The sequence below is a fragment of the Sivoneniella epilithica UHCC 1019 genome, assembly GCF_040830845.1.
Taxonomy (GTDB): domain Bacteria; phylum Cyanobacteriota; class Cyanobacteriia; order Leptolyngbyales; family Leptolyngbyaceae; genus ULC077BIN1.
This window is the reverse complement of sequence record NZ_JBFPDP010000002.1, coordinates 23,306-43,636: the sequence shown is the minus strand read 5'-3', so window position 1 is coordinate 43,636 and position 20,331 is coordinate 23,306. Positions and strand designations below refer to the sequence as shown.

At 47.4% G+C, this 20,331-nt stretch carries 20 protein-coding genes; 7 read left to right on the top strand and 13 right to left on the bottom strand.

The window, feature by feature from the left end; genetic code table 11:
* Positions 1–191: 191 nt before the first annotated feature.
* Positions 192–992 carry an MORN repeat-containing protein gene (locus AB3R30_RS01785; RefSeq protein WP_458647422.1) on the top strand — a complete coding sequence of 267 codons (801 nt, stop codon included), beginning with the start codon at positions 192–194 and terminating at the stop codon, positions 990–992.
* 247 nt (positions 993–1,239) lie between these two features.
* On the opposite strand, the gene AB3R30_RS01780 is transcribed toward AB3R30_RS01785, so the two are convergent.
* On the bottom strand, positions 1,240–2,040 hold the full coding sequence (locus AB3R30_RS01780) for a TIGR00297 family protein (protein WP_458647421.1): 801 nt from the start codon (positions 2,038–2,040) through the stop codon (positions 1,240–1,242).
* A gap of 167 nt (positions 2,041–2,207) precedes the next feature.
* Here AB3R30_RS01780 and AB3R30_RS01775 point away from each other — a divergent pair, with 167 nt between their 5' ends.
* From AB3R30_RS01775 to AB3R30_RS01760, 4 genes are all read left to right on the top strand, one after another.
* A complete protein-coding gene (locus AB3R30_RS01775; RefSeq protein ID WP_458647420.1) occupies positions 2,208–2,642 on the top strand; it encodes a VOC family protein in 435 nt (144 codons plus the stop codon).
* A 6-nt stretch (positions 2,643–2,648) separates the two neighbouring features.
* Positions 2,649–3,023: a hypothetical protein gene (locus tag AB3R30_RS01770; RefSeq protein ID WP_458647419.1), complete on the top strand. Its 375-nt coding sequence runs from the start codon at positions 2,649–2,651 to the stop codon at positions 3,021–3,023.
* Between the two features lie 433 nt (positions 3,024–3,456).
* Positions 3,457–3,927, top strand: coding sequence for a hypothetical protein (locus AB3R30_RS01765; protein WP_458647418.1), 471 nt, complete (start codon positions 3,457–3,459; stop codon positions 3,925–3,927).
* 151 nt (positions 3,928–4,078) lie between these two features.
* Positions 4,079–6,415: a cation:proton antiporter domain-containing protein gene (locus AB3R30_RS01760; RefSeq protein ID WP_458647417.1), complete on the top strand. Its 2,337-nt coding sequence runs from the start codon at positions 4,079–4,081 to the stop codon at positions 6,413–6,415.
* Positions 6,416–6,425: 10 nt separating this feature from the next.
* Here the strand turns inward: AB3R30_RS01760 and AB3R30_RS01755 are convergent, their stop codons facing one another.
* The 6 genes from AB3R30_RS01755 to AB3R30_RS01730 form a co-directional block, all read right to left on the bottom strand.
* Complete coding sequence (locus tag AB3R30_RS01755) at positions 6,426–7,496, bottom strand: tetratricopeptide repeat protein (RefSeq protein WP_458647416.1); 1,071 nt, start codon at positions 7,494–7,496, stop codon at positions 6,426–6,428.
* Between the two features lie 185 nt (positions 7,497–7,681).
* Positions 7,682–8,062, bottom strand: a complete 381-nt coding sequence (locus tag AB3R30_RS01750; protein ID WP_458647415.1) for a HEPN domain-containing protein — start codon at positions 8,060–8,062, stop codon at positions 7,682–7,684.
* Positions 8,059–8,412, bottom strand: a complete 354-nt coding sequence (locus tag AB3R30_RS01745; RefSeq protein ID WP_458647414.1) for a nucleotidyltransferase domain-containing protein — start codon at positions 8,410–8,412, stop codon at positions 8,059–8,061. The genes AB3R30_RS01750 and AB3R30_RS01745 overlap by 4 nt, the downstream gene beginning before the upstream one ends.
* 1 nt (position 8,413) lies before the next feature.
* Positions 8,414–9,187, bottom strand: a complete 774-nt coding sequence (locus AB3R30_RS01740; RefSeq protein WP_458647413.1) for a 16S rRNA (uracil(1498)-N(3))-methyltransferase — start codon at positions 9,185–9,187, stop codon at positions 8,414–8,416.
* Positions 9,187–11,139: a sulfite reductase, ferredoxin dependent gene (gene sir / locus AB3R30_RS01735; protein ID WP_458647412.1), complete on the bottom strand. Its 1,953-nt coding sequence runs from the start codon at positions 11,137–11,139 to the stop codon at positions 9,187–9,189. Before sir ends, AB3R30_RS01740 begins: the two co-directional genes overlap by 1 nt.
* A 369-nt stretch (positions 11,140–11,508) precedes the next feature.
* The gene (locus AB3R30_RS01730; protein WP_458647411.1) at positions 11,509–12,105 is read right to left on the bottom strand and encodes a hypothetical protein; all 597 of its coding nucleotides are present in this window, start codon (positions 12,103–12,105) and stop codon (positions 11,509–11,511) included.
* Positions 12,106–12,831: 726 nt separating this feature from the next.
* On the opposite strand from AB3R30_RS01730, the gene AB3R30_RS01725 reads away from it, so the two are divergent.
* Positions 12,832–13,086 (top strand): CRR7 family NDH-1 assembly protein, encoded by a 255-nt coding sequence (locus AB3R30_RS01725; protein ID WP_458647410.1) that lies wholly within the window; start codon positions 12,832–12,834, stop codon positions 13,084–13,086.
* A gap of 5 nt (positions 13,087–13,091) precedes the next feature.
* Here the strand turns inward: AB3R30_RS01725 and AB3R30_RS01720 are convergent, their stop codons facing one another.
* The 6 genes from AB3R30_RS01720 to AB3R30_RS01695 form a co-directional block, all read right to left on the bottom strand.
* Positions 13,092–13,313 carry a hypothetical protein gene (locus AB3R30_RS01720; protein WP_458647409.1) on the bottom strand — a complete coding sequence of 74 codons (222 nt, stop codon included), beginning with the start codon at positions 13,311–13,313 and terminating at the stop codon, positions 13,092–13,094.
* Positions 13,314–13,497: 184 nt separating this feature from the next.
* Positions 13,498–14,466 (bottom strand): Npun_F2552 family protein, encoded by a 969-nt coding sequence (locus AB3R30_RS01715; protein WP_458647408.1) that lies wholly within the window; start codon positions 14,464–14,466, stop codon positions 13,498–13,500.
* 10 nt (positions 14,467–14,476) lie between these two features.
* A complete protein-coding gene (locus tag AB3R30_RS01710) occupies positions 14,477–14,944 on the bottom strand; it encodes a single-stranded DNA-binding protein (protein WP_458647407.1) in 468 nt (155 codons plus the stop codon).
* Positions 14,945–15,090: 146 nt separating this feature from the next.
* Positions 15,091–16,098, bottom strand: coding sequence for a DUF389 domain-containing protein (locus AB3R30_RS01705; RefSeq protein ID WP_458647406.1), 1,008 nt, complete (start codon positions 16,096–16,098; stop codon positions 15,091–15,093).
* Positions 16,099–16,232: 134 nt separating this feature from the next.
* Positions 16,233–17,555 (bottom strand): mechanosensitive ion channel family protein, encoded by a 1,323-nt coding sequence (locus AB3R30_RS01700; protein ID WP_458647405.1) that lies wholly within the window; start codon positions 17,553–17,555, stop codon positions 16,233–16,235.
* Positions 17,556–17,747: 192 nt separating this feature from the next.
* A complete protein-coding gene (locus AB3R30_RS01695) occupies positions 17,748–19,196 on the bottom strand; it encodes an isochorismate synthase (RefSeq protein ID WP_458647404.1) in 1,449 nt (482 codons plus the stop codon).
* Positions 19,197–19,397: 201 nt separating this feature from the next.
* Between AB3R30_RS01695 and menA the strand changes: the two genes are divergently transcribed.
* Positions 19,398–20,321: a 2-carboxy-1,4-naphthoquinone phytyltransferase gene (menA, locus tag AB3R30_RS01690; protein WP_458647403.1), complete on the top strand. Its 924-nt coding sequence runs from the start codon at positions 19,398–19,400 to the stop codon at positions 20,319–20,321.
* Positions 20,322–20,331: the final 10 nt, after the last annotated feature.

Genomic DNA, 20,331 nt, shown 5'->3' with positions numbered 1-20,331 from the left:
CTCGTAAAAATTGGATTTCTTGTTTAAAGCAGGTAAATTTTGCCAACTGGGGAAGAATGATTGCAGTTGAGAAGACAGTTTCGTATTCTTATTGAATGGACACTTTACGCTTGAAACATCATTGGCTTAAAAAACTCTAAAACTCTGTTGATTTGGGCGAATCGTTCTTGACAAAATTTTGAGGAGGCAAAATGAGAAGTTGCTCGAAACCCTATATTCAGTCGGCTCATCAGGGAATGGTTTTAGCAATCGTCAGTACTTTGTTTGGATTGAGTAACATTGCGCCTGTTTATGCAAAATATGGCTATCTTGAACTGAAAGATGCGGATGAAAATATTTGGCGATGCGAAGGACAATTTCAGGGAAATAGTGGTCAAGGAATTTGTGTCAATCAATCTGAAAAAGCAGTTGGCGAACCCTATAAATACTATCGTGGACAAATTCGGAATAGAACCTTTGACGGGAATGGCACACTTGTCTATGACAATGACGATCGCTATCAAGGGCAAATGAAAAATGGGCGACCCAATGGCAAAGGAGTGTTCTTAGCAGTCGCCGAAAATCGCCGTTATGAAGGAACTTTTCGGAATGGAGAGTTTCATGGGCGCGGTACTTATAGTTTTGCTAATGGCGATCGCTATGTTGGGCAATTTGCCGGCGGACAGCCTCACGGAATTGGCAAATTTTCCTTCTTCAAAGATGGCAAAGTTTCCTACTCTTACAATGGACAGTTTTATCTCGGTGTGATTAATGGTAAAGGGGTGGTTACCAATGCTGATGGTACGGTTTGTAATGGCGTTTTCTTCAACAATACTTTGAGCGGAAAAGGCACCTGCACCTTTCCACGGGAAAGCACATTTCAATCCTATACGGGGGAACTTTATAACGGTCGTCCAAATGGACGCGGAACTGTTATCTATGCGAATGGCAAACGATATACAGGTGAATTTCGCGAAGGAAAGCCAGGATTATCAAAAGATGGCGGCAGCTAATGCAATTCGCGTTTGTTCTTGTTAATTGAACTGAGCGCTAATCGAAAGCAAACCTTAAAAACAAGCTATGGATAAGGTAGGTATTCTGCAAAGGTGATATTGACATTAGCTGCGATCGCGAACCCGTTTCAACAAGTGCCTGTGGATCGCTCGTTGCCAAGTAGCCCGCTCGAATGCCTCCTTATTTTTTAAGCCGTCCACAGAAAATAAGGCAGTTAGAGAAAGAGTACTTCCTTATTTGTAGCGCTCAAAAACTAAATTGCAGAACGATCGCAATGGCGATCGCGGCAACGGCTCCAATCAAAGTATTCACCACATTCACTAACTCATTGCTGAGCCACTCAACCTGAGTTTGCAAGGTTGCGCCAATGACGCTTTCGATATTGGTCGCAATAAATGCAGCAATCATGCAAATAATAATTTCACTGGGTGTAATCAGACCGACCTGCCAACCGATTAGGGCGATCGCCATAGAGGCGATGATACCTGCTGCCGTTCCTTCTAGGCTGATCGCCCCCTCAGTTCCACGGGGAACGGGTTGTAAAGTTGTAATCAAAAATGTGCGTTTACCGTAGGCTTTCCCAATCTCACTCGCACAAGTATCTGATAGCTTCGTACTAAAACTTGCCACATAACCTAACGCTAGCAGCCGTGCAATTAGCAAAGTAGATGGACTTGACACCAGAAAACAAATCAAAATGCCCACTGCACATAAAGCGGCTGTAAAGGCTGAACCCCAGACGTTTTCAGGTCCGCGTGCGCCCGATCTCTTTTCAGCAATGCCTTCCGCTTCTTTCTGGGCAATGCCAACTTTTGTGACCGCTGATCCCATCAAAAAGTAGAACATGACGACCGTATAGCCCGACCAGCCCAAACATCCCCAGATCAAAATCCCCAATGCCCATGCATGAACTAAACCCGAAGGGGTCAGCAGTTTTTTCGGCACAATCCACGCGATCGCTGCTAAAACCGTATTTAAGACAACTGCAATCATCCAGCCATTGAGAGACGGTATAGCGTAGAGAAAATTAGGATTCGCATCAATCATGGCTTTGCATTTGCGAATAACGACAACATCCCTCCTATCTTAAAGTGCAGCGTCAGGAGTACGGAGTTTAAAATTCAAGCAGTACTGGTCTTCTAACTATTGATTGCGCGTATCCTCAGCCTTTGCCTAGAGTTACCCCTCCATCCCTCTACCCTTTCACTTCTCTTATGTCTCACTCCCTATTTCATCTTGCTTTTCCAGTCAGCAATATCTTCGACACTAAGCGGTTTTACGTGGATGGCTTGGGGTGCCAAGTTGGGCGAGAAAATGCAGCATCGATCATTTTAAACCTCCGTGGAAATCAACTGGTTGCCCATGTAACCCAGGAACCGCTTAGTCCACAACAAGGCATCTATCCACGGCACTTTGGGCTAATCTTTACGGATGAAGCAGAGTGGCGATCGCTATTAGAGCGGGCAGAGCAACACCAACTTCATTTCTACCAATCCGCTAAATACCGATTTTCAGGAACATCCCTAGAACACTCCACTTTCTTTCTAGAAGATCCGTTTTTTAACCTGTTGGAATTTAAACATTATCGGTATTCTGAGGCAATTTTTGGAGAGACAGCATTCGGTCAAATTGGAGATGCGGAGTCTTAAAACGATATGGCAAACGTAAGCGGCAGTTGGCTTGGAACCTATTGGCAAAACGCTAATCCTACTCGATTTGAGGTCACGTTTGTGCAAGCAGGAAATACAATTAATGGCAGTATTTTGGATGATAGTCCACTCTTGGGGGAAGCCAAGGCAGCAGGTGAAGTAATTGGGCGAACCATCCGCTTTACAAAGCAATATTTGACCACATCACTCTATCCCATTATCTATTCAGGACTGGTTGCTGAAGATGAAAATTCGATGCAGGGTAGCTGGACGATTCAAGGACTCGAATCGGGCACTTGGGAGGCTCATCGCAGTGACGATGATTTAGTCGCTGAACTACAAAACCGACGGTTAGAAGCTATGCCGTTGGGAAGATGGTAAAGACGCAACAAAAATGAATATTCTAGTAGCCCTGAGCCTGTTAAACCACTTGACTAATCGTTGAACGGTAGCGCAAGGTGGCTCTTGATAGTTGAAACTGAATAGCTGAAATGAATTTTGGTGAAGAAATGTAGATAAATCTTGCTTGTTGTTCCCATAAACTCTCATAATCAATCACACGGTCATCTTGGTGGCGATCGCGCTATTTTTTTTAAGTAAGCAATCAGCAGCTTCAGCAGTTAGTGACAGTATGGTCTTACCTTACCCTAGTGGTATTTTAGACAAGCAACTTCTTAATTGTGAGAAATAATCATTTAGATGAAATTACTTAACAGAAGTTTTCCGCTAGGTGAGCGATCGCTGCTAATACACAGGTTTTGTAATATTTTTTTACACTTCGTCTCAAAGCGTCAGAACGTCAGGAGCAATTTTCATGAGCGGCATTATCAATTTCATTAAAAATCTAGTGGGTGGCATTTTTGATTTTCTTGGTGGACTTTTTAGCAAAAAGCCAGCCCTAGAAGGTGGAACGAATCAATCAGGTAAGAAGGGCAACTCAGGATACTTTTTAGAATTTGCTGACTCTCAGTCAGCAAATCCCGCAGCCGCAAACCCATCGGCAGCGATCTCATCGGGCAACGGAGCAGCCCCGACCGAACCCAAAAAATCCACCCGTAAGGAACAGTTAGCCGCAGCAAAAGCAGCTTCCAATAGTAATTCTGCTACGACTACGACTGCTACAAAAGCACCTGCTAAACCAAAATCAGTTCCGGTCGAGGCTGTGGTAACGGTTCCATCGGAAGTTGGATTTGCATCAAAATATCCCATTCAAATTAGTGGCGGTCGCCGTCGCCCCGGTGCCAACATGAATTCCTATCTGGATATGGCTCGCCAGATGAAATAAGTTTTTCTATTTGGATATAGTTCTAGAAAGGCTTGGCAGTGCCAAGCCTTTTTTGTGAGCAATTTTTCAGGCACCGTTCCCCTCTGCATAGAAAACTCGGTATGCTGGGGTTTATAAACATTAACATTTCTTTCTTTTACTCTCAGAATCCGTGCAAGAAGACCCTAGATTAATTATCGATTTAGTCACTGTGCTTGCGGCAGCGGCGGCAGGTGGACTTTTGGCAGCGTTGTTGCGACAACCCATTTTGCTGGGTTATCTAATCGCTGGAATTGCGATCGGTCCGGCTGGGTTGGGGCTAATTAAAGAATTGGTACAAGTGGAAACGCTGGCGCAGTTTGGGGTTGCCTTTTTGCTGTTTGCCTTGGGGGTTGAGTTTTCATTTTCCGAACTGAACAAGGTTAAAGGCATTAGTTTAGGCGGGGGCGGACTGCAAATCGTTTTGACGATCGCCATTACAGCATTTGTCTCTCTCTCAGTAGGTTGGGTTACGTCTCTGCCTCAAGGCGTGTTTTTGGGAGCAATTTTGTCGCTCTCTTCTACGGCAGTGGTGTTGAAATGTCTGATGGAGCGGAATGAGACTGGCACGCCCCACGGACAGGTGATGCTGGGGATTTTGGTGGTGCAGGATTTGGCGCTGGGCTTAATGCTGGCGATTTTGCCTGCCTTAGACAAGCCACCGGAAGAACTGGGAGTGGCGATCGGTTGGGCGCTGTTGCAGACTGGGTTATTTGGTTTGGGCGCGATCGCCGCTGGAATTTGGGTGATTCCCCGTTTGCTGCGAGTCATAGCCCGCACTGAAAGCAAGGAACTGTTTTTGCTGTGTATCGTGGTGCTTTGCCTGGGTATTGCCTTATTGACAGAATATCTAGGGCTGTCGATTGAGATGGGCGCGTTTGTGGCAGGGCTGATGATTTCTGAAGTGGAATACTCGGATCAAACCCTGACCTATGTAGAGCCACTGCGAGATATTTTTGCGTCTCTCTTTTTTGCGGCGATTGGAATGTTGATCGATCCGGTGTTTTTATGGAACAACCTGGAACTGATTCTAGGGTTAGTGACACTGGTTTTTATCGGCAAATTTTTGATCATCACGCCCATCGTGCGGCTGTTTGGCTACCCACTCAAAACCGCGCTGATTGCTGGATTGGGGCTGGCACAAATTGGAGAATTTTCCTTTGTGCTGGCAAGCGAAGGGCAAACCCTGGGGCTGATTACGCGGGAAGTCTACCTGCTAATTCTGGGAACGACTGCCGTGACGCTGGTTCTCACTCCGTTTGTGTTGCGCTTAGTGCCTCAGTTGTTTATTTGGGCAGAAGCCGTTCCCTGGCTGAAGTCGTGGTTAGACGGCAGCGATTTACCTTTAGAAGTGTCTGAAAATATTCCCATGCAGCCGCATGTGGTGGTCTGTGGCTATGGGCGAATTGGTCGCAACATTGTGCGGCTATTGCGCGATCATAGCTACCCGGTGGTCGTAATTGATCAGTCGGAACGGTGTGTGCAAGAGTTGCGCGAGTTGAATATTCCTTATATTTATGGCAATGCTGCCAGTTTACATGTGTTGGAAAAAGCTGGAGTGACCACGGCAACAGGCATGGCGATCGCCCTCCCCGACCCGATGAGTACTCGCCTGTGCCTCAAACGCGCCCTAGAACTCACGCCCGATCTAGATGTTGTTGTCCGCGCCAACCAAACTAAAGATATTGAACTGCTCTATCAGCTTGGCGCAAAAGAAGTGGTGCAGCCTGAGTTTGAAACCAGTTTAGAGCTTTCTTCCCACTTACTGACCGAGCTTGGCTTACCGCTGCCTGTGATTCAGCGAGAAATGCAGCTAATTCGCACGGCACATTACCAAGAGCTACGAACTGAGCGTCCTGCTTATCAAGTATCACGAGAGTTGAAAGAAGCGACCCAAGAGATGGGCAACCAGTGGTATCCTTTACCGCAAAAATCGCCCTTGATCGGTATGACCTTTGAGGAGACAAATTTACGACGCTTAACAGGGATCAGTCTGATGGCGATTCAGCGCGAAAGTGGCGAAGAAGTCGATTATCCTGATGCAAAAACGATGCTGCAACCGGGCGATCGCCTATTAGTTATCGGCGAACCGGAAGAATTGGCTGCTTTCGATGAACTAGCAAATGGGAAAGTGATGGTGCCTACCGAAAACGCCTCCTGCCAATGGCTGTTGCTGCCTGAAACGAGTCCGGTAGTGGGCAAAACCCTTGAAGAAGTTCACATTCGCCGTCAGTTTGGCGTATTGGTGCAGGCAATTCGCCGCGAAGGTCGATTTAATGGCTTTCCCGATGGAAAAAGTGATTTGCAAGTGGGCGATCGCTTACTGCTTTGCGGCAGTCTTTATTCACTCAATCAGGCAAGCCACTGGATCATTCCTCCCCAAACGGATCAGGTGCCCTTTCCCTTGCCTATGGTCAACATCAGCGATGCGATCGCAACGACTCAGGATGAACTAAGCACGGGCGTTTAGGGCGTTCGTTCTATTGGATGGAACTTTTAAGAAATGCCAGAGTACTGTAAAGGTGAAAAGCCGAATCTAAATAACAATCTTCTGCACGGGATAAAAAAAGCTGCGGCTTCAAACGGCTTAAGGGAACAATGAAATCATCTACGGTTTCAGAAAATGGGGTGAAGTCTGACCAAATAGGCGCTTGGGGCAATTGGTGATTGAGACAGGTGAGCAGGTGGTTCCAGCGTTGGCGAATGGTATCGGCGGCAAAGGACGCAAGTGCGCCTTGCTTAAAGTTATACCGACTGTCGTGTATCCGCAAAATGCAGCGACGCGATGGAATGTGCAAATCGCAAAAGTGAGCATAGTCTTCTATTTTATCTTTCCATTCCGGGCGATCGCGATAGCCTAACTCGACCACTTGCGAAAAGAGTGGCAGAATTCCTTCAACCCGTTGCGCCACTTCCGACCACGCAAACGACAAGGAACCCAACTGCCCACTCTCGTTTTTACACACCACAATAGGATTTGGCTCTAACGTAGTGAAGTGGCTAACATGAAAAACTTGAATCGCTTCTAGCTCTGACACTGCTGACCAAAAAACCGGAATTTCGGCTGCTTTTAAGGCTTGTCCTACTTCTTGCAAGTCGGCAAAAGCACCCGCTCGATACAGTTTCCAGCCACGACTAGGAAGTAAAGCTCTCGCGGTATACACATCCAAATTCATCACGCTGGCAAAACACTGCCCCAAATGACTCCGAGCTTCATTGGGAACCGCTGACAAAATCATAAATCCTGGGTTCGCACTACTCGGCTGTCGAGTGACCGCGATCGCCTGTGGTTTTGGCGGTTCTTTGTTCACTCCGCCCAATCGCTGCAACCCTTGACGCGCCTGAGCAATCAGCTTTGAGTTAGTTTGGCTTTTTAACAATTGCCGATAGATGCCCTCTGCTGCCTTGGTTTTGCCCGATACTTCTTGTAAACGCGCCACATACAACTGCACCCAAGGATCTTGGGGCGATCGCTTCAGCAATTCTTTTAACAACTGCGCCGCTGTCTGATAATCTTGGCGCTCAAATGCGGCGGCAACTTGGTCGAGCATAAAGGAGAAGAGGGAATAGGGAACAGGCTTCGACGTGAGCGCTCAGCCGAACGGGGGTAGGGAATAAATCGATGAATTTTGTACTCAACTTATCCTAACTCTTCATTACTCGCCATTCGTCACTCGTCATTCGCCCTTGCCATTCCTTGCATACACAGCAGCCATGAGAGAGATGGACACTCTTCCTAAATTGCACCGATTTCCTGAATTGCCAGTACCAAAAACTGAGTAGCGCGGTCAATTTGTTCTGCGGCTTGGTCGGTCGTGACAGCGTTCAGTTGTCCGTAATCACCAGTAGTTCGCAACTCCTGCGCTTCGATTAAGAATCGGTGAAAGTCAGGCGGGACTCGTTGAGGTTTGGCAAATTCTCGTCCAAAGGCAGAGATGACGGCGGAATGCTTAGGAAACGAGAGTCCCTTGCCCTCTAGGAATGCTTCCGCAATATAGAACATGCTGTAGTATGCGCGAGATGCGGCGTAATCTGGATAGTTGTTAGTCAGCAGAAGTTTTGCAGCTTCTAAACTTTGTTGGGCTTTGAGGAGAAGTTCTCGTTGTTCATCGGTCACAGCATAATTCCCTCTTTGCGAATATTGCGAAGTAGGGAGCCATTGCGGGTTTGGTAGTGGTTTTCATCCATAAAGAGGCAACTAATCACCACATCATAGTGAAGGGAGAGATCGGCGATCGCCTTGCCAGTGTGTTTGATTTCTTCACCCGGATTGACGGGAGACTTTAGCACCACCAGCACATCAATATCTGACCCTAGTTCGGCATCGCCACGAGCTTGAGAACCAAAGAGGGTAAGGTGAAGCAGACGATCGCCATATACACCAGTGAGTTCCTGTTTGAGACGGGCAAGGATGGGGCTGAGTGTAATATTCATGACGCTGAGGGCGATCGCAAATCTTGGTTCCATTCTAGCGGGGCGATTCGTGAAACGATCCGTGGGAGGGGATCTCTTTACTTTCACACACCGCTGCAATCAGGGAGAGCGCCACAATAGGTGCGGTGACGGCGCGGAGGATGCGGGAACCCAGAGAAACAGGTTGATAGCCAGCGGCGATCGCTTGCTCAACTTCAGCATCAGTCCAGCCGCCTTCGCAACCGATGGCGAGGGTAAGGGAAGGGGCAAGAGGCGAGAGGCGAGAGGCGAGCAGGCAATTGAGTAGGTGAGGGGCGGGGTGGCGAGTGACACAGAGGTAGTGAGGATCGGAGGGAGTGAGATGGGCGAGGGTTTGGGTGAAGGGGAGCGGATCGTGAAGCATGGGAACCTGTTGGCGTTCGGATTGTTCGGCGGCTTCTTGGGCAATGCGTCGCCAGCGATCACATTTTTGGAGGCTGGGTTTGAGCAAGGTGCGATCGCTGAGTACGGGAACAATGCAAGCTACGCCGAGTTCGGTCGCCTGCCGCACTACATCATCAAAGCCGTTGCCTTTGGGTAGAGCCATTACTAAGGTGACATTCACAGGCAGTTCGGTGTGAGTTGACACAGACTCGACAATTTCCGCCTGAAGTTGATCGTCGAGGACAATCAAGTTTGCCAGCCAAGACTGCCCCTGTCCATCCATAGCAATAAAGCGATCGCCTGCTTGCAACCGCAACACTCGCCCTAAATAGTGCTGCTGGTCTTGGGTGAGGTCGATCGCTTTCAGGCAAATTTGGCAGGGATCAATCACAACCCGCTGGTGCACTAGCCGAGACTCTTGAGATATTCCTCGATCGCAGTGGTGGCAAGTTGGCTAATCGGTTTCCCTTCCCGAAATGCCACTTCTTGCAGGCGGCTGTAAACCTCATTGCGAACGCTAATCCGGTTGCGCTTTTTCCCTGTAGTGACAGTGGTATGAACACTAGAGCCGTTATCACTATTCGCTTCTATTTCAACGCTGGGTTGATAGGTGGCGGCAAACTGATGTAAGCCGTCCATGCCGATGCGATCGCAGAAATCACCAAAACTTTCGTCTGAGTTGCGCGATCGTTTGAAGTAAATGAGCAGCGGTTCCAAGGTGGATTCCAACTCGTCAATCGGCATCTTTTCGAGATACACCTGCGCCAATCGAGTTTGGTCAGGCGATGCACCCAGCCAAAATTGGTAGATTCCAGGTCCATTGCCCACAAACGCGACTTCCGCCAGATAAGGACGGGCACACCCATTGGGGCAACCAGTCATCCGAACGATAAAGTGTTCCTTGGGTAAACCGACGCGATCGAGCAATAGTCGAATTCGCTCCAGAACGCTGGGCATGACGCGCTCTGACTCGGTGGTTGCCAAGCCGCAAGTGGGCAAAGCCGGACACGCCATCGAATCGCGCACGAGGGAATCAATTTCATCCTCACGCTTAATGCCGCAGCGAACTAGGATTTGCTGAATTTCGGCTTTATTCGCGGGATCAATTTCATACAGCAGCACATTTTGGCTAGCCGTGATTCGCATGGGCAGGTGAAATTTTTCTATGATTTCTCGCAGAGCGGTCTTTAGCTGAAAATCGCCTTCATCTTTAACCCGTCCATTTTCAATCGATAAGCCTAGAAATAGCTTGCCATCACCCTGTTCATGCCAGCCCAAAAAGTTCAAAAACTTAAAGTTGGGAGTTGGTTTAAGCGGCTGAATTGGTTTATCCAGGTACTTTTCAACCTGAGCCTGAAATTTGGCTACGCCCCAATCGGCAATCAAATATTTCATCCGGGCATGACGACGATCGCTGCGATCGCCATAGTCCCGCTGGGTTGCCACAATCGCCTTCACCAGATCAAACACATCTGCCTTTTCGACATAGCCAATTGGATCTGCGACACGCGGAAAGGTTTCGGCTTTGTTGTGGGTGCGCCCCAACCCGCCGCCTGCATAGACATTAAAGCCTTCGAGTTCGCCTTGCGGGTTTGTAATGACAACCAAACTGACATCTTGGGAGAACAAATCGATGGAATTGTCTCCGGGCACTGTAACGCTGCACTTAAATTTGCGCGGCATGTAGTGAGTGCCATAGATTGGCTCTGCCGAATCATGAATAATTGTGCCATTACCATTGCGCTGACGAGCCGCAACTACTGCTGGGTCTTCCTCCGCAGAAATCGCCTTTTCCCCATCTAGCCAAATTTCATAGTAAGCGCCTGCTTGGGGCGTGAGCAAATCGGCGACTCCGTTGGCATACTCCCAGGCATATCCATATTCAGGACGATTTTTGTAAGGAGCAACGGGAGCCATGACATTACGGTTCAAATCCCCGCAGGCACCCAAGGTTGATCCCAGATTACGAACAATCGTCGCGATCGCTGCCTTCAGGTTTTTCTTGAGAATGCCATGAAGCTGAAATCCCTGTCTGGTAGTCGCTCTCAGGGTATGGTTGCCATACTCATCCGCAAGCTGATCCAACGCTAGGTAAAGCTCCGGTGGAATAAAACCACCTGGATTCCGCGTCCGTAGCATAAATTGATAATCTTTCTCTTGCCCTTTGATCCGGTTATCCCGGTTATCCTGCTGATAAGAGCCATGAAACTTGAGGATCTGAATGGCATCCTCAGTAAAATGAGTTGTATCCAAAAGTAATTCAGACGCGACGGGTTCGCGTAAAAAATTACTGCGCTCTTTCAAGCCTTCTACTTTGGAAGGTTTACGAACTGTGGGAGGTGCGGAAGTGTTGACCATCGGGACTGCTGCAAAGTGTTGAAGGATCGTTAGTATAACGGGTTGCATTCCTGAGCGATTTTCTATGAAAACTATCTATTCAGGATTGCCGCGCAACCAGACGGGTAAAACCAGACTCAAAATTCCCGGTAAGCCGATAGGAATTTGCTAGATACCTTAATCGTAGCATTGCCTTTATGCACCCTATCGTGTTCTCAAGAATTCTGACTCAGGCTTAAGGGGATTTTTACAGTTGGGAATGGGGGCAAAATTGCTGCAACTTTAAATAAACAGATTGAAAATCAAAAAAATAGGCTCCTGCCGATGCAAGAGCCTGATGAGTTTATCTACTTAAGTTGGTTGAAAAAATTGGTTGCAAATCATTGGGAACTAGAAGCGATAGCCCACACCCGCTTGGAAGCTGAGCGCGCTAGCTGGGCTATTTTCGTAGGCTTTGATACCCAGTTTTGCATCCCCATAAACAACAATATCGCGAGTAACGCTGGTTTCAGCACCAACAGTTACAACGGGAGCATTTTTGTTGCCCAAGGGTGTTGGTTTGCCATTCTTCTCAACGAAGGAGTAGCCACCCCCTACATAAACGTTCGTGTTTGCAGCAACCGGAATGTCATAGGTGACTAGGGGCATAATCGCGGTGGTTTCCCTGCCAAATAGAATCGCAGCCCGCGCCGATACTGGAACATTTTCAAAGGGAGCAATTCGACCTTGAATGTTGCCGCCTAATGTTGCTGCGTCTCCTTGCTGTCCACCATTGGTCACGCCCGCAGAAACGCCGCCGCCCACGTAGGCACCGCCAAAGCCGCGAGTTGGAGTATTGACTACAACAACATTTGTGTTGCCAGTCTCAACGTTGACGGTTTGATTGACTGATTGAGCCGAGGCGATGCCAGCGGACAGGATAACGGAGCTAGCAGTGGCAGCAGAAAGAAGCGCGATCGCTTTAGAAATAGTCTGAGAGAGTGTCATTTCAATAGCCCTCAATTATTCTTGTGTAGTGTGTGCGGTTATAGATTCAATGTCGAAAGAGTGGTCAAATATGTTCCAAGGATTTTCAAATAAAATGACTAAATTAAGCATTTAAACCATAGAAAACTTTGTAAGAGAAACTTTAATAAAGCAGATTATTTAGATGTGTTCTATTTTAACCTGCTTTTATAGCCCGAATCAAAAAAATGACTGGTGTTGATCCACTTATAAACTATAACTTCCTTCCTTAAAATCTATCCCCAAGGGAGTTCCAACTTCTAGAGCTTTGCTTTAATTAGCAGGCTTTAGTGGGCTACTTTAATTTAAAACAGCGAGCTCTTTTTTTGCTATTTTTCTAAACTAAAGCACCGAGTCAAATTAGTGAATTAATACTCTACTTGGTTAAATCAACGGATCAGGAGAAACCTGAAAATAAAAACTCAAAATTTTTAGACTGCTTAATTTTTGTCTAAAACGATGAAGGACTCAATTTATTATAAAATTTTTTAAGTTTGAGAATTTAATACTTTCAAGTGGGCAACTCTGAATTATTATGAACTAGCCAGCGCCGCGAATTAGCTGCTGAGGAAGATTGTAGCCGGGTAAATTATAGATTTAATTTCTCAGCTTGATCAAAAATAGTTGCATGAGGAATGAATATTTGGGGGCGATCGCGGAAACCTGCAAAGATAGAGGTATTTCCTCCACGATTGAAAGGCTGACGCAATGCCAGACCCACGACTCTATGAAAGTGATACCTATGTTTTGCTAGAGCCGGACCAGCCTGAACAGTTTTTAACAACCGCAGAACTGCACGAAAAGTTGCAGGCGGTTTTAGCACAGCAAGAAGAACTGCCCGCCGAACTTCAGCGATTTTCATCTTTATCAGAACAGGCAAAACACCTTCTGGAAACCGCCTGCGAGTTTGACTTGGGTCCAGGCACATTTATCCAGTGGTATGTGGTGAGATTGGAAAAATAAAGAGACTACACTAAAGCGTGACGGCTTTGGGCAACATCGCGAATCAGCGGCAGGCGCGATTGTAGGTAGTCGCTGAGCAGGTTGGCTTCGTGAGAATCGAGCGATCGCTGGTTGATGAGTTGGCGCAGCAGCCATTCCACCAAACTTTCATCATCTAGGTTCAAGAGGATTTGGGATTGAGTAGCTTCAACCAAGCCCCAAATTTGTCGCAGCAGGAGTGGAGACATGCAGCAATTTCCTAGCGAAGTGAGCAAAAGCGATTGTTTGATCTTAATTTAATAAAGATATTGAGTAAGAGATAGAGAAGCAAATTTGTGTTCATGCTTCACCATATCCAATCATTGATGCATCAGTGAGCAAAACAATAAGACGATACAACAGTTACCAAACGGTAATGAGCGTTCTCAGAATCTACCGGGCTGAATAGGCTGTCATGGGTTCCTTGATGAAACGAATGTAAAGATGCTTAAAGGTGGATTGGAAAACTCGTGGCATCCCAAAATCGATCGCCATCATTTGATCGGGCAAGCGCCAATCTGAAATCGCTAGCTCATGAGGCTGTAACAGGGGAAAGGCGATCTCGTCTAGGGTTGGATCAAGCCCCAAAAGCTGGGCAGCGGCGATCGTCGGCACAGTGGCAGGATTCACTTGCAGGATTTCTACAATGGCGCGATCGAGGGCAAATACATTAGAGGATGCAGCAAGCATACTTAAATCACGAGGTTCACCGCCGCTCGGTCCATTCCCTTCATGCCCAATAATGCCATCCAAAATCGTTAGGTTGGGATTGATTGTCCGCGCAGTTTCAACCAACATCGCTCCAAAACGTTCTTTGCTCTTGCCTGCTTCCATATGCCACCAAGCCTTCATTTTGCCAGGAACGCAGCCAAACAAGTTCTTCACTCCCATTGTCAGCGTCAATTGCACATGAGATTTTACCTTGGGCAGATTAATCACCACATCTGCATCCATCGCTTCTTTAGACAGCAACAAATGATTAAATTCCTGACTAATGGTTTCATAGCGCTTGCCGTGAAACTCAACAATCGGTAGCCCCAATTCTTTAACCAAGGGCAAATAGCCGTTTGCCCGTGCCACGCCCGCAGCACTGCCAAAAGCAGGTCCATCGCCTAAAAATGGAACGCCTCCCGCTTCTTGAACCATCTGCGCGACACAGTAAACCATTTCGGGACGGGTGACGCATTCTTTCGTGGGGCGCGCACCCGTGAGCAGATTGGGCTTGAGCAGAACGCGATCGCCCGGTTTCACAAACGCTGCCATGCCGCCCAAGGGTTGCAATACGGTTTCAATCGACTGGCGGAGTTGAATGCGATCGTAGGAGTGAGCGCGAGTCAGGCTGACAGTGGCTTGGGAAGTCATAGGAATTTAGTTAGAAGGGAATATCATCTAAATTAGTCTCTGGCGGAGTTTGAAAAGTCCCAGCAGGTTCTTTGGCTTTCGTCGCAGTCGCATCAGCGCGAGGGATTTTAGGCGTACTGACGGACTGACTAGCAGCGCTACTGTTTGGTAGGACAGTGGATGTGGCTACCGTATCCGATGCTAACCGATGCATTCGGGTGGCAGTCAGTTCTGCCCGTTTCTCTTTAAAGCCTTCAGGGCGATCGATGGTGTTCATGTTAAGGCGACCCTCAATCACAACGCGATCGCCCTCATGGTAAGTTGCCTGAATTTCTTGCGCCAAGTTGCCCCAGCCAATCACCTTCAGCGTAGACGGTGGATCTTCAGGACGCATCCCCGCAAACTGCACGATCATTTCTGCCAACGGCGTTTGATTATCCGACGTGTAGCGGAGTTCAGGTTCTTGAATAATGTCTGCCATTAAAATGCATTGGTTCATTGAGCAACCCCAAAGAAGAAAATTGATTAGTACAGTTGAATTAACCTAGGTCTGGATTGATTTTAACATTTCTGCTGTATGTGAATCGGCGAATGGCGAATATGAAGATGCGATCTTAAATAAGTGGCATACACAATTTAATTCTTTTACTTTAAGACAGTAGAATCTTCCCGCCGGATTTCTTCAACTTGTCCAACCACAAAGACCAGTGTAAAAGGTTGTTCCATTTCACGGCTGAGAAATTTTTCCAAAAGTGCAACCTGTTTAGGGGTAATGGGTTCGCTAGCCCGGACATTCAATCGGACTTCGGGGGGCTTGGCTAACCAATTGGTGGTGCTGCTTAATAAATCTACCCGCTGGAAAGTAAGCGTGCGATTTAAGAGTGCTTGTCGTAAATTAGCTTCTAGATGTGCCTGCTTCACTAATAGGGTAAAGCTAAACCCCAAAGGAATCAGCAAAATTGCAGTGAAAGCCAATATCCAGATCAGGGCTTCACGGGCACGGTGAAAGGATGCATAGCCAGCTAGTAGAAAAGTGACCATGCAGGATAAGGTGATGCCGAGCAGGTTGGTCAGATACAGGAGGGTCGCGCCTTGGCTGAGGTTCCAGTTTGCCTGAGAGAGTCCTAAACCGATGACGCAAAGGGGCGGCATTAAAGCAACCGCGATCGCTGTTCCTGCGAGACTGCCTGAGATTTTCGGTTGTATTTTCGCATATCCACTAATTCCTCCAGCCGCAACCGCAACTCCTAAATCCAGCAGGGTAGGTTCTGATCGCGCCAACACTTCACTATCAAAATTAGCGATGCCAACCAATTTACCCAGCATCCAAGCAAGTGCTACTGCAAGGGCAGTTCCTATCGCAAGGGCAACTAACCCACGCCGAAACAGTATGACATTTCCTTTGAGTGCCCCAAATGCCAGCCCCCGGATTGGCAGCATCAGCGGCGCAATCAGCATCGCCCCAATAATGACCGCCGTGCTATTTGACAATAAACCGAAGGTCGAGATCGCGCAGGAACTCACAATCAAAATCAGGTACGACATATCGGGCGTTGATTCTGATAGCAGATCTGTTTCAATCTGCTGTAGTTGAATGAGGGTCTTTTCCTGGTCTCTCAAATGGCGGAAGCGATCGCGAATATTTTTTAGCACTTCAACCCCTCTTTTAAGCTAGAACCCTACTGCTATCGAGCAGTTTACGCAATTGAAGTGATTCCCTCAATATCTCAATATAGGTATTGGCAACCCAAACAGGGGGCAATAATTCTACTCATCCTAATTTAAACTCAAGAATTATCAGCATCTTGAGCCGCACTGTCTTCCACCCCTAGGGCTGAGCGCCACTCTTGGGACTGACGCGGGACTAAAATTCGGATTGCTGGATCGGGCAGCCCAATGTCAGCCTGTTTGAGAGCCGTTACGATCGCGTGTCGCACATTGGATGTTGTTGCCACAAAGTCCGATCGCCGCGAGTCTGTCCAGAAGCGAACTTCAACCTCAATATCATTTTGACCGAGATCTTGAACCCGAACAGAGACGGCAGGCTCTTTTAGCACACTATCCACTGTTTCAGCGGCTGTTTGAATGACCGCGATCGCGGTTTCCAGATCACTGTCGTATCCCAGGAAAAGAGCCACAGTCCCTCGCCGAATAGAAGCTGCTGTGTTGTTAATGATGCGAGAGGTAAAGACCTCGGCATTTGGCACTAGCACGACGCGACCATCATAGGTTCGCAGTTGCGTCGCTCGTAGTTCGATGCGCTCGACGTTGCCTTCTGTTTCACCCACGATAATTTGATCGCCCAATTCAAACGGACGCAAGACCAAAATTAAGATGCCGCTAATGAAATTGGAAAGAATATCTTTGAGGGCAAAACCCAAAGCGAGGCTAGTTAGCCCTAAACCTGTGGCGACTGCTTGCGGATCAAAGCCAAAGGTATCTAACGCGACAATAAACCCCAAAATCCAAACGGTGTAGTAAGCAACCTGTTTAATCAGATTTTCAACGGTGAGGTCTGATACGATGCGCCGAAAGAGAATCCGCATCAACCAGCGAACAAAGGTCGCGATCGCCCAAAATAATCCAATTACTAAGAGGGTCGCTAAAGCACGCGGAATGATCACAATAGTGGATTCCAGCAATCGTCCAAATGCATTCTCAATCGAGGCTTGAACTTCTGAGGCGAATCGCCCTCCGGGTGATAAGCGGCGGGTACTGGCGCGTTTTAAGGTGGCATCAATCGCTTGTGACCACTGAGTCGCTAATATGCCTACGGTTGTTAGATTATCTTGAGCATCCGCCTCTGTCACTGTGACTACAGGAATCCCCGCGATCGTAATCACGCGCTCAGCCTGATTGTCGTTCGTAGATTCAATTCGGGGGGGCGCAATTGCCTCTGGGTTTTCTAATAAACGATTGATCCGTCGCTCGATTTGGCGCGCCCGTGTATTTGCATCTAGATTTTTCACTGCGCCCACCCGAAAGACTGCGCGTCCGTCGAGGCGCACCGTCACTTGTTCGGTCTGCGCCACAGCGACAGGCAGATAGAGCAGGAGCGTGAGCAAGGTGGCGATCGCCTTTAGAAAGAATCGTTTGAATAAACCGTTCACTATAATTTTTGACTACACAGATCGAACCTATCTAAGCTCTTCCTAAGTGTGGCAGGTTGCTACTCAAAAACATGCGGGTGAGTCAGAGTCCCCAGCACTTTATTGACTCGATTTCCATCCATGTATGCTCCTTCAAAGTGGGCAATTCATCCTTAATTAATTAGCAATGCCAAATTTGGGTACGCAGCCCCCTCAAACTAAGGCTGCCAGTAGAGCTTGTAGCTTAAGCTGCACTTCTGCCAACTCGCGTTCTGGGGTCGAGCCTGCCACAATGCCAGCACCCGCAAATAGCCGGGCGGTGCATCCATCAATTAAAGCCGACCGAATACCCACGGCAAACTCCCCTTCGCCGCGATGGTTAACCCAGCCAATGGGTGCGGCATAGAGCGATCGCTCAAACGGTTCATAGCGATGAATTTGCTCACAGGTAATCTCTCTGGGTCTTCCGGCAACGGCTGGAGTCGGATGCAGCGCCGCAACTACATCCAGCAAGTGGATCTCTGATGGGGCGATCGCCCGAATAGGGGTGTGCAAATGTTGAATATTGGATAGTTGCAGTAAGCGCAGGGGCGAACAAGATGGCTCTAACCCCAACTGGGCAAGCTGCTGGATGATGAAATCAATCACCACTTGGTGTTCGTGCAATTCCTTGACGCTGTGGAGCAGAATATTTGCCAAACGAGCATCTTCACAGGTGGTTTTTCCGCGTGGGGCTGAGCCTGCCAAAGCATCGGTAATCAGTTGGTGATTTTGCACACTGACCAATCGCTCGGGGCTGGCTCCCACAAAATGCTGTCCGCGCTCATTGGTTGTGGAAAAGATATAGCAATCTGGATACTGGGTTCGCAAATTGTTTAGTGAAAAAACTCGATGAAAGGGAAGCGGCGAAACCACATCTACTGCATAAGCTAGAACGATTTTATCAAAGTGTTCTGTATGAATTGATTTTAAGGCACTACCCACGGCATTCTGAAATGTTTCGATCCCTGCAACTGGGTGTTGTTTTAACCAATCAGAAGTCTGAAGAATTGGATTAATTAGTTTATATTGAACAGCCTTAATTTTTTGCAGATTTTTCCACAGCATTTCAACAGTGGAAGTAAGGCAAGTTTGAGCCTCAATCGCTACATTTGCCACAACGGTACTTCGATTCCTTTGATAGGAAATCTGCCAGCGTGGAAGAAACACGGTTGCTGCTGCAAACTCGCCATAGGCTTGATTAGAAAGGCGATCGCTAAAAGAAAAACTACAAAAAAAGTGCGGTCCAGAGAAGGGAATACCCGATACACCCGCCATAATTGTGTTTGCTAAGGTGTTTTGAATAAAGGCTTTAACCTGGGAAAAACGTTGACTGCCATCGGTCTGAAATTGAGCTATAGAATTAATTGCTGCGATCGCAACTTTATCATCACTAAAATTTGTTTTTCTAGATAAATCTTGTTTTTCTAGATAGAAACTTAGCTGACCCAATTCAGCCATTTCATGCAAAATTACGAGTGGATCAACTGCATCAATTTCTAAGGCAATACTAATGATTTGAGCTTGCTTTTTTTCACAAGAAATTTGCTGGCAACTTGAAAGAAATTGATAAAGATCCTGCTGAGTTTTAAACTGCTGATTGCAACAAAGTGTGACTGGCATGTAATAGAAGACAACACAATTTTATAAACAGTATAGTTCTGTAAATGACTCTGTGCAGCCATTTTCAGTCTGTAAGCGCATCATTTCTTAACATGTTTCAAAGTTTAAACTCTTCATCTATTTCCTCAGTCTGGGAATCGTTGGATCATAGAATGATTAGGCAACTTTACGCTGAAAGATGCTCACTTAACAACATCTAAAATGGTTACGAAAACTGTTAATTTACCTACAAATAGTCATTTACCTGAAAGAAAGCTTTGGTTCGCTGCCATTAAGCCCCCCATGTATAGCGTTGCTATCATGCCAATTGGAGTCGGCACGGCGATCGCTTATGCGGAAACGGGGCTGTTTCAAACTAAAATTTTCGTTACATTTCTTGTTTCGGCAATTTTGATCTTGGCTTGGGAAAATCTTAGCAATGATGTGTTTGATGCCGAAACTGGGGTTGATGTGAACAAGGCAAACTCTCTAGTGAACCTGACTGGAAACAAGCCGCTGATTTTTTGGATCAGTAATGGCTGTTTGATAGTTGGGCTATTCGGGATTGGGGCGATCGCCTTTTGGCAGCAAGACCTAACCGTGATTGGGCTGATTTTGCTCTGTTGCGCGATCGGCTATGTTTACCAAGGTCCGCCCTTTCGCCTCAGCTATCACGGCATGGGCGAAATTCTCTGCTTTTTTGCCTTCGGTCCTCTTGCATTTGCCGCTGTTTACTATAGCCAGACCCAATCCTGGTCAGTCACCAACTTTGCTGCCTCCGCCGTGATTGGCATTGCCACCAGCCTGATTCTCTTTTGCTCCCATTTCAACCAAGTGAATGATGATGCCGCCGTGGGCAAGCGATCGCCCGTGGTGCGGCTAGGTGCCCAACGCGCTGCCCAACTGCTCCCTTGGATTTGCAGCAGCGTCTATGGGCTGACCGTCCTATTTATAGCAGTCAAACTGTTTCCCCTGTGGACGCTGCTGGTGTTTGTTAGTGTGCCCTATGCCCTCCAACTGTGTCGAACGATCGCTGCCAACTACCATCAACCAGAAACACTCCTGCGTTGTCGATTGATCGCCGTTTCGTTTCACTTTGTCACTGGCTCAATGCTGGGTTTAGGATTTGTCCTATCCAGAGGTTAAAAATTCATCA

What these genes read in the sequence shown, in the direction of transcription:
- AB3R30_RS01785 (WP_458647422.1), top strand. Translation starts at nt 192, where the DNA reads ATGAGAAGTTGCTCGAAACCCTATATTCAGTCGGCTCATCAGGGAATG.
- AB3R30_RS01780 (WP_458647421.1), bottom strand. Translation starts at nt 2,040, where the DNA reads ATGATTGATGCGAATCCTAATTTTCTCTACGCTATACCGTCTCTCAAT.
- AB3R30_RS01775 (WP_458647420.1), top strand. Translation starts at nt 2,208, where the DNA reads ATGTCTCACTCCCTATTTCATCTTGCTTTTCCAGTCAGCAATATCTTC.
- AB3R30_RS01770 (WP_458647419.1), top strand. Translation starts at nt 2,649, where the DNA reads ATGGCAAACGTAAGCGGCAGTTGGCTTGGAACCTATTGGCAAAACGCT.
- AB3R30_RS01765 (WP_458647418.1), top strand. Translation starts at nt 3,457, where the DNA reads ATGAGCGGCATTATCAATTTCATTAAAAATCTAGTGGGTGGCATTTTT.
- AB3R30_RS01755 (WP_458647416.1), bottom strand. Translation starts at nt 7,496, where the DNA reads ATGCTCGACCAAGTTGCCGCCGCATTTGAGCGCCAAGATTATCAGACA.
- AB3R30_RS01745 (WP_458647414.1), bottom strand. Translation starts at nt 8,412, where the DNA reads ATGGAACCAAGATTTGCGATCGCCCTCAGCGTCATGAATATTACACTC.
- sir (WP_458647412.1), bottom strand. Translation starts at nt 11,139, where the DNA reads ATGGTCAACACTTCCGCACCTCCCACAGTTCGTAAACCTTCCAAAGTA.
- AB3R30_RS01730 (WP_458647411.1), bottom strand. Translation starts at nt 12,105, where the DNA reads ATGACACTCTCTCAGACTATTTCTAAAGCGATCGCGCTTCTTTCTGCT.
- AB3R30_RS01725 (WP_458647410.1), top strand. Translation starts at nt 12,832, where the DNA reads ATGCCAGACCCACGACTCTATGAAAGTGATACCTATGTTTTGCTAGAG.
- AB3R30_RS01720 (WP_458647409.1), bottom strand. Translation starts at nt 13,313, where the DNA reads ATGTCTCCACTCCTGCTGCGACAAATTTGGGGCTTGGTTGAAGCTACT.
- AB3R30_RS01715 (WP_458647408.1), bottom strand. Translation starts at nt 14,466, where the DNA reads ATGACTTCCCAAGCCACTGTCAGCCTGACTCGCGCTCACTCCTACGAT.
- AB3R30_RS01710 (WP_458647407.1), bottom strand. Translation starts at nt 14,944, where the DNA reads ATGAACCAATGCATTTTAATGGCAGACATTATTCAAGAACCTGAACTC.
- AB3R30_RS01695 (WP_458647404.1), bottom strand. Translation starts at nt 19,196, where the DNA reads ATGCCAGTCACACTTTGTTGCAATCAGCAGTTTAAAACTCAGCAGGAT.
- menA (WP_458647403.1), top strand. Translation starts at nt 19,398, where the DNA reads ATGGTTACGAAAACTGTTAATTTACCTACAAATAGTCATTTACCTGAA.